This window comes from Paraburkholderia sp. RL17-381-BIF-C (genome assembly GCF_046026435.1).
Taxonomy (GTDB): domain Bacteria; phylum Pseudomonadota; class Gammaproteobacteria; order Burkholderiales; family Burkholderiaceae; genus Paraburkholderia.
In genome coordinates, this window is record NZ_JARESX010000046.1 from 53,587 (window position 1) to 60,375 (window position 6,789).

The 6,789-nt window shown below is 64.8% G+C and carries 6 protein-coding genes; all 6 read right to left on the minus strand.

Annotation, left to right across the window (positions count from 1 at the left end; genetic code table 11):
- Positions 1-27 precede the first annotated feature (27 nt).
- The gene (locus P0D70_RS24920; RefSeq protein ID WP_408186422.1) at positions 28-582 is read right to left on the minus strand and encodes a carboxymuconolactone decarboxylase family protein; all 555 of its coding nucleotides are present in this window, start codon (positions 580-582) and stop codon (positions 28-30) included.
- Positions 583-617: 35 nt separating this feature from the next.
- Positions 618-1,946: an aspartate aminotransferase family protein gene (locus P0D70_RS24925; RefSeq protein WP_408186418.1), complete on the minus strand. Its 1,329-nt coding sequence runs from the start codon at positions 1,944-1,946 to the stop codon at positions 618-620.
- A 33-nt stretch (positions 1,947-1,979) separates the two neighbouring features.
- On the minus strand, positions 1,980-3,041 hold the full coding sequence (locus P0D70_RS24930; protein ID WP_408186419.1) for a C45 family autoproteolytic acyltransferase/hydrolase: 1,062 nt from the start codon (positions 3,039-3,041) through the stop codon (positions 1,980-1,982).
- A 129-nt stretch (positions 3,042-3,170) separates the two neighbouring features.
- Positions 3,171-4,025, minus strand: coding sequence for a MurR/RpiR family transcriptional regulator (locus P0D70_RS24935; RefSeq protein ID WP_408186420.1), 855 nt, complete (start codon positions 4,023-4,025; stop codon positions 3,171-3,173).
- 117 nt (positions 4,026-4,142) lie between these two features.
- A complete protein-coding gene (locus P0D70_RS24940) occupies positions 4,143-6,416 on the minus strand; it encodes an amylo-alpha-1,6-glucosidase (protein WP_408186421.1) in 2,274 nt (757 codons plus the stop codon).
- Between the two features lie 220 nt (positions 6,417-6,636).
- A partial coding sequence (locus P0D70_RS24945) for a citrate/2-methylcitrate synthase (RefSeq protein ID WP_408186423.1) occupies positions 6,637-6,789 on the minus strand: 153 nt, incomplete at its 5' end.

Genomic DNA, 6,789 nt, shown 5'->3' on the forward strand with positions numbered 1-6,789 from the left:
TTTGTTTTGCGCAGACCTCTCCCGGGGCTACTCGGCGAACGGCAAACTTTCCTGCCCCACCGCGCGCATGCCGAACACGTTCAGCGTCATCGCCACCAATGCGTAGTAGCCGAGCAGGCCCACCAGGTTGATCACCACCTGATGCCCGAAACGCTCGACCGCCTTCGCATAGGTCGCGTCGCAAACGCGCTTCGTGTCGTACAGTTCGCTCGCGAAGTCGTGAATCAATGCGTCGTCGGACTGGGCGAAATCCGGGCGCCGGCTCTCGCGAATCGCCTCGGCGTCCGTTGCGGACACGCCCGCCCCCAGCGCGATCGGATAGTGGATGTACCACTCCGCCTGCGCTTGCCAGCGCGCCGCGGTCACCAGAATCGCCAGCTCCGAGAGGCGCAGCGGCAAACCGGTCCGGTAGCGGCAGAACGCGCCCAGACGCTGAGCCTGCTGGGCCAGCTCCGGGCTATGAATCCAGCCGAGAAACGGTCCGTTCAGATTGCCGCGCGGGCCCGACAGAATTTCGTCGAGCACCGCTTTCTGTTCGGGCGTGGCATCGGACGGGTCGAAGTGAGGCAAACGCTCGGTCATCATCGTTCTCGCAAGTCGTGGTGGTGTCGAAGGTCTCAGACAGCGGCCAGCGCGCCGCTAATGGCATCGGCGAGGCGGCCGACGATTTCGTCGATGTCGCGCGCGGTGCAGATAAACGGCGGCGCCAGCAGCACATGATCGCCGATCTTGCCGTCCACCGTGCCGCCCATCGGATACACCATCAGACCGCGCGCAAAGGCTTCGCGCCGGATTGCCGCGTGCAGCTTGAGGCCGGCGTCGAACGGCGTTTTGCTGGCGCGGTCCTTGACCAGTTCCACGCCGACGAACAGCCCTCGTCCGCGCACGTCGCCGATATGCGGATGCTGCGCGTAGTGCTCGCGCAGCCGGCCGCGCAACTGCTCGCCGCGCGCCAGCACATTGGGCAGCAGCTTGTCCTCCTCGATCACACGTTGCACTTCGAGCGCGGCGGCGCAAGCGGTGGCATGACCGATGTAGGTATGGCCATGCTGAAAGAATCCCGAGCCGCCGACGATCGTCTGGTAAATCCGGTCGCTCACGAGCGTCGCGCCGATCGGCTGATAGCCCGCGCCGAGCCCTTTGGCGATGGTTAGAATGTCGGGCGCCACGCCGTCTTCTTCACAGGCGTACAGATAACCGGTGCGGCCCATGCCGGACATGATCTCGTCGAGAATCAGCAGCACGCCGTAGCGATCGCACACCGCGCGAATCTTGCGGAAATATTCGCGCACCGGTGGCACGGCGCCGGCCGTCGCGCCAACTACCGTTTCCGCGACGAAGGCGGCGACCGTGTCCGCGCCCAACGCCAGAATCTTCTGCTCGAGTTCGTCGGCGAGACGTTGCGCGAAGGCCTCTTCCGTTTCGTCGGCGCGTTGCTCGCGATATGCGTAACACGGACTCACGTGATGCGCTTCGATCAGAATCGGCAGGAACGGCTCACGGCGCCACGCATTGCCGCCAATTGCCAGTGCGCCCAACGTATTGCCGTGAAAGCTCTGCCGACGCGCGATGAAATGGCGCCGCTGCAGTTCGCCCCTCTCCACGAAATACTGACGCGCGAGTTTCAGCGCAGCCTCGATCGCCTCCGAACCGCCCGACACGAAGTACACATGTTCGAGCCCTTGCGGCGCGCTTGCCACCAGGCGGTCCGCGAGCGCTTCAGCAGGCTCGGTGGTGAAGAACGACGTGTGCGCATACGGCAATTGCTGCGACTGCCGCTTGATCGCATCGATCACGCGCTGGTTGCTGTGACCGAGACACGACACGGCGGCGCCGCCGGATGCGTCGATATAGCGCTTGCCCGCGGAATCGATGATCTCGATCCCCTCGCCCGCGACGGCGACCGGCAGCGACTGCTTCGGAGAACGATGAAACACGGTGGACATGGTTTTCGGTTTCCTGTTGGTTGCGGCAGCCGGTTAAGCGCCGGGCCGTCCGCATGCCGTGCGGGCGATGAAGCTGTCGAATGCGCACTGCCCTTGCCGGAAAACTTTCATCGACACACCCGCGCTGCCGATTTCGAAGAGCGCGGTGGCGAGCGTGTTTTCCCCGTCGGGATCGTGCGGGTCGTCACGATAGATCGGCAGGCCAGAGGGCGCGCGATCGCGCAATACGTCGAGCAATGCGGCCGGTTGTAACGGGCGTGTGATCGTAGGCAACAACGCATCCACGCGCAGCTGACGTTCGCGCGAAGAATCCGTCACGATCTGCGCTTCGGCGTCGCAACCCGCATGAATCATGTGGTTTGCATGGCCATAGAGACTCGGCACTATCTGCAAGGAACAACGCCGCGCGCTGGCTTCGACGCTGACAAGGCGCGCATCTCCCGCGCAGCCGAGCGTGTGATGAAAGCCGCTCGCGGCCGGCGTGTCGCGCAGCAGGTCGAGCGCTTCGTCGAGCGAGGTGGAATCGAGCACCGCTCGCGCAAGAATCATTCGCGGCACGCCGGCAACGGGGACGCGGATGCGAAGATTGTTGATCGCCTGCACGACACCGGCACGGCTCACGGCGAAGGTGTGTCCCGGCAGCGATCCAGGGTAGTAGAAACTCACGAAGCCCGGCTTGCCGACCGGACGGACCTCGACCAGCGCGCAACGCTCGCGCAGAAACGGATCGCCGTCTTCGTTGTGCGCAATGAAGCGCGTCTCGCCAACGCGCGCCGCCAGCGTGGTGCAACCGTCTGGCGCGTTGTGAATCAGTTCGCCGCGGCAGTTCCAGAGGAACACGTCTTCCGCCGACCAACCGAGCCCGGCCGCCATACCTTCCAACTCCGCCAGCAACGCCGGGAATTGGGCGCGCGCCGCTTCGCGCAGTGCCTGCACGAACGGAGCGCCGCGCCAGCGCCGAACTGCCTGCCATGCGCCACTCTGATCCATGTAGTCGGCGAACACCGGCCGCGCGAGTTCGCCCAACCGGTAGCCGATGTCATACGGCTCGCCGCTCACCTGAAAAAGATCCAATCCCCGCGTCGACGCCACCATTCGCATCCATTCAACAATCGGTACGTATTTATACTTCCAAACAACAATTGTTGTCAAACAGATCGGCGCCGATCTGAATGGAGCGATTCTGCTGCGCGCAAAATCTCAACTCGATTCAGACGGAAATGGTCACGGCACGTACGCGCCTTTCGCGTGCAACGACTGCTCGGCGATGGCAAGTTGCTCGACCGCGCCGGCTCCCTCGAGCGCGAGCAGATGCGCGACCAGCGATTCGGCGATCGCGGTCGCCGCCACCAGCGAAGGAAAAAACGAAGGACTTTCGTGCGAGAAGATCAGCACCTTGTCGGCGTTCAGCGCGATCGGCGACACCGCGCTATCGGTAATGGCAATCAGCTTGCTGCCCTTTTCCATCGCAGCTTCGGCGACGCGCGCGGCTTCCACCGAATAAGGCGCGAAACTGATCACGATGGTCGCGCTATCGCGCTCGACCGTGCGCAACTGCATTTCCAGCGTGCCGGCCTCGCCGTTGAGCAAGGACACCGAGGAACGGAACAGCCGGTATCCGTAGACGAGACCGAACGCTACCGCATAACACGAGCGGAAACCGGCCACATGCACGTGCGGCGCGCGCCGCAGCAGGCGCGCCGCTTCCACGATCACGCGGCCATTGTGCGCGGCGGTGACTTCGAGGTTGTGTTGTTGCGCGACCAGCAGGTCGCCCGCCAGCGCGTCTTTCGATTTGACGAGCGAACGCGCGCGGCTCGTGAGCGGTTCGGGCCGCGTGCGCACGCGTGCGACGAACAGGTTGCGCAGTTCGTTCCAGCCGGGGAAACCGAGTTGCTGCGACAGACGCACCAGTGAGGCCGGTTGCACCTGCGCCCTTTCGGCCACTTTGCGCATGGACGAGACCGCGACCTCGTCAGGATGGTCGAGCAGGAAACCCGCTCCCATCTGGAACTGCGGACTCAGTTCGGAGAAGCGCGCCCGGATCAGGGCGGCAAGCTGGTCGAAACTGTCTGGCATGCGGATGTACCGGGCGAGCGGTCGATGAGGATGACAACAAATGTTACCACCCGGCACATGGCGGTCAGCGGGAGTTGATGGCGCTCAACTTACGCCCAACCCATGCCGAACCCACACTCAAAGCAACGCCACCACCCGCACGTCACCCTGCTCCGCTGACGCCACCACCTTCTCGCCAATCCGGCGGAACGTGATCGACACCGAAGCATCGCCTACCCGCATATCGCTCACTTCGAGCCAGTCGATGCCTTCGGGCAGCATCGGCTGTTCGATCAGCACTTCGCGGCGCTCGGCGTCGATCGTGATACCAAGACACGCTTCGAGCATCATGAACGGCGAACCCGCCGCCCACGCTTGCGGCAGACAGGCGACCGGATAGGCGGTGGGCGGCTCGCCGCGCCGCCGTGGGAAGCCGCAGAAAAGCTCAGGCAAACGCATGTCGAAGTTGACCGCGGCCTGGAACAGCGCCTGCAGCAGCCGTACCGCCGCTGCCTTGCCGCCGTACCGTGACAGGCCGCGCGCGCACAGCGCGTTGTCGTGCGGCCAGACCGAGCCGTTGTGATACGCCATGGGATTGAAGCGCGCCTGGCTCGCCGCCAGTGTGCGCACGCCCCAGCCGGTATGGAACAACGTGGAGTCGAGCGCGCGCACCACCGATTCACCGCGCTGCCGCGACGGCAAACCGAAGGCCAGCAGATGGCCGGCATTCGAGGCCATGACACGGCACAGCTCGCCGTGGCCATCGAGCGCAATGCCGTAGAAACCGGCCTCTTCCATCCAGTACTTTTCTTCGACGCACTGACGGATCTTCTTCGCCCGCTCGCCGTAACGCTCCGCCGCATCGTGCAGTCCGCGCGCCTTTGCGAAGCGCGCCATCACGTCGAAGGCGGCGCTCGCATACGCCTGCACCTCGACGAGCGCGATCGGGCCGTCGGGGAAACGGCCGTCGGCATGAAAGACAGAATCGTGGCTGTCCTTCCAGCCTTGATTCGCCAGACCGCCATCCGACTCGCGCTGATAATCCAGCAGGCCGTGCCGGTTCTTGTCGCACACGCCCGCGACCCACTGCGCCGCGCGCTCGAGCGCCGGCCACAATTCGTCGATCAACGCGACGTCGCCGGTGCGCGCCGCATAGGCGCCGGCCAGCACGATGAACAACGGCGTGGTGTCGACGCCCCCGTAGTAGAGCGCGAACGGCACTTCACCGGTGGCGGCCATTTCGCCTTTGCGCATCTCATGCATGATCTTGCCGGGCGCGGCGTCGCGAAACGGCGAGTTCTCACGCGCCTGATGTTCGGCGAGAAATCGCAATACGCCGGCAGCCAACTGCGGCTGCAACCAGAGCGTCTGCAGCGACGTAATGACCGCGTCGCGGCCGAACGGCGTCGAGAACCATGGAATGCCGGCGTACGGATACGGGCCGGTCACGAGGTCCGTGGTCAGCAGGCCGAGATCGGCGAGCGAGCGGTCGATCCATGCATTGAAAAGCGGATTGCTCGAACGCACGCGTGCGGTGGCGCGGCGGCGCTCACGCATGACGAGGTGGGCGTCGACGAGCGCGGCGCGCACGGCAGCGCGGCCGACGCGCGGACGCTCGGCGTCGATTTGCGACAGGTGCGCTTCGCTCAACGCATGGGTGGGCTGCGAGACGCCCGCGCCCGGATTGTCCGCGCGCGCGACCACCTGCACCGCCACCGACAGATAAATCGACACGCACGCCTGCGCCGGCAGCTTGACGGTGTAGTCCGCACGGTCGGCGAAAAGTTTGTCCGGCTCCGGCGAAAAGGCGATCTGCACGTTGCGCGCCACGTCGTCGAGGCCCACGTAGCCGAGCAGCACTTCCCGATTTTCGACGCGCGCCGGTTCGACACGGCCCTGCTTGTCGCGCTTCAGGCCGCGCACTTCGAACATGTCGCGGAAGTCGCTGGCGAACGAGATCGAGAGCGGCACCACGGCGTCGCTCGTGCCGTAGTTGGTGAGTTCGATGGCTTCGTTGAGCACGGTGCCCGACAGCACGCGCACGCGCTCGACGTGGATCACGCCTTCGGGCGTGCTGTCGCCGCCGAGCGGCGGCAGCGGACGGTTGGTCAGATGCGCGGTGAACGAGGTGTTGTCGCTGCTGACGCTGCCCGATAGCAGCGACGGCGCGCGTCCGCCAAAAGTGAGGCGCAGTTGCGAGAGAACACGGGTGTCGTTGACGAACAGGCCGTCGTCATGGCCGGTGATATCGCCGAGCGGATCGTTGACAATGAAGGTGTCGCCCGACTTCAGCACGTGCTGGGTCGCGCTCGCGACGTTGAGGTTTTCCGTGGGGATGAATACGCCGTCCGGCTCGGGTTCGCGGTGGTCGATTCCGCCCGAAAGACCGCCGAGGGCTTCTGGCTGCTGCATCAGTGTCACTCCTATGGGTTCGCTTCTGCGTTCAGTGTCACATTCGGTTGCCACGGGCGCTGCCCGGTCGCTTCCGATTGTAGAGGGTCTGTCCGCGTCAGACGAACTTATCACATGGGAGTTTCAGTTTTTTCAGTGGCACAGGACGTGCAGAGGAAATGGCGCGGCGCTCCACGTGGGGGCGCCGCGCGAGCGTCAGGCGGGTGGCCGCCGCGACGCTTTAGCGCTTGGCCAGCGGCGTGGCTTCGCGGTTCGTCTCGCCCACGAAGAGCTGACGCGGACGGCCGATCTTCTGTTCAGGATCGGCGATCATTTCGTTCCACTGCGCAATCCAGCCGACCGTACGCGCCATCGCGAAGATACACGTGAACAT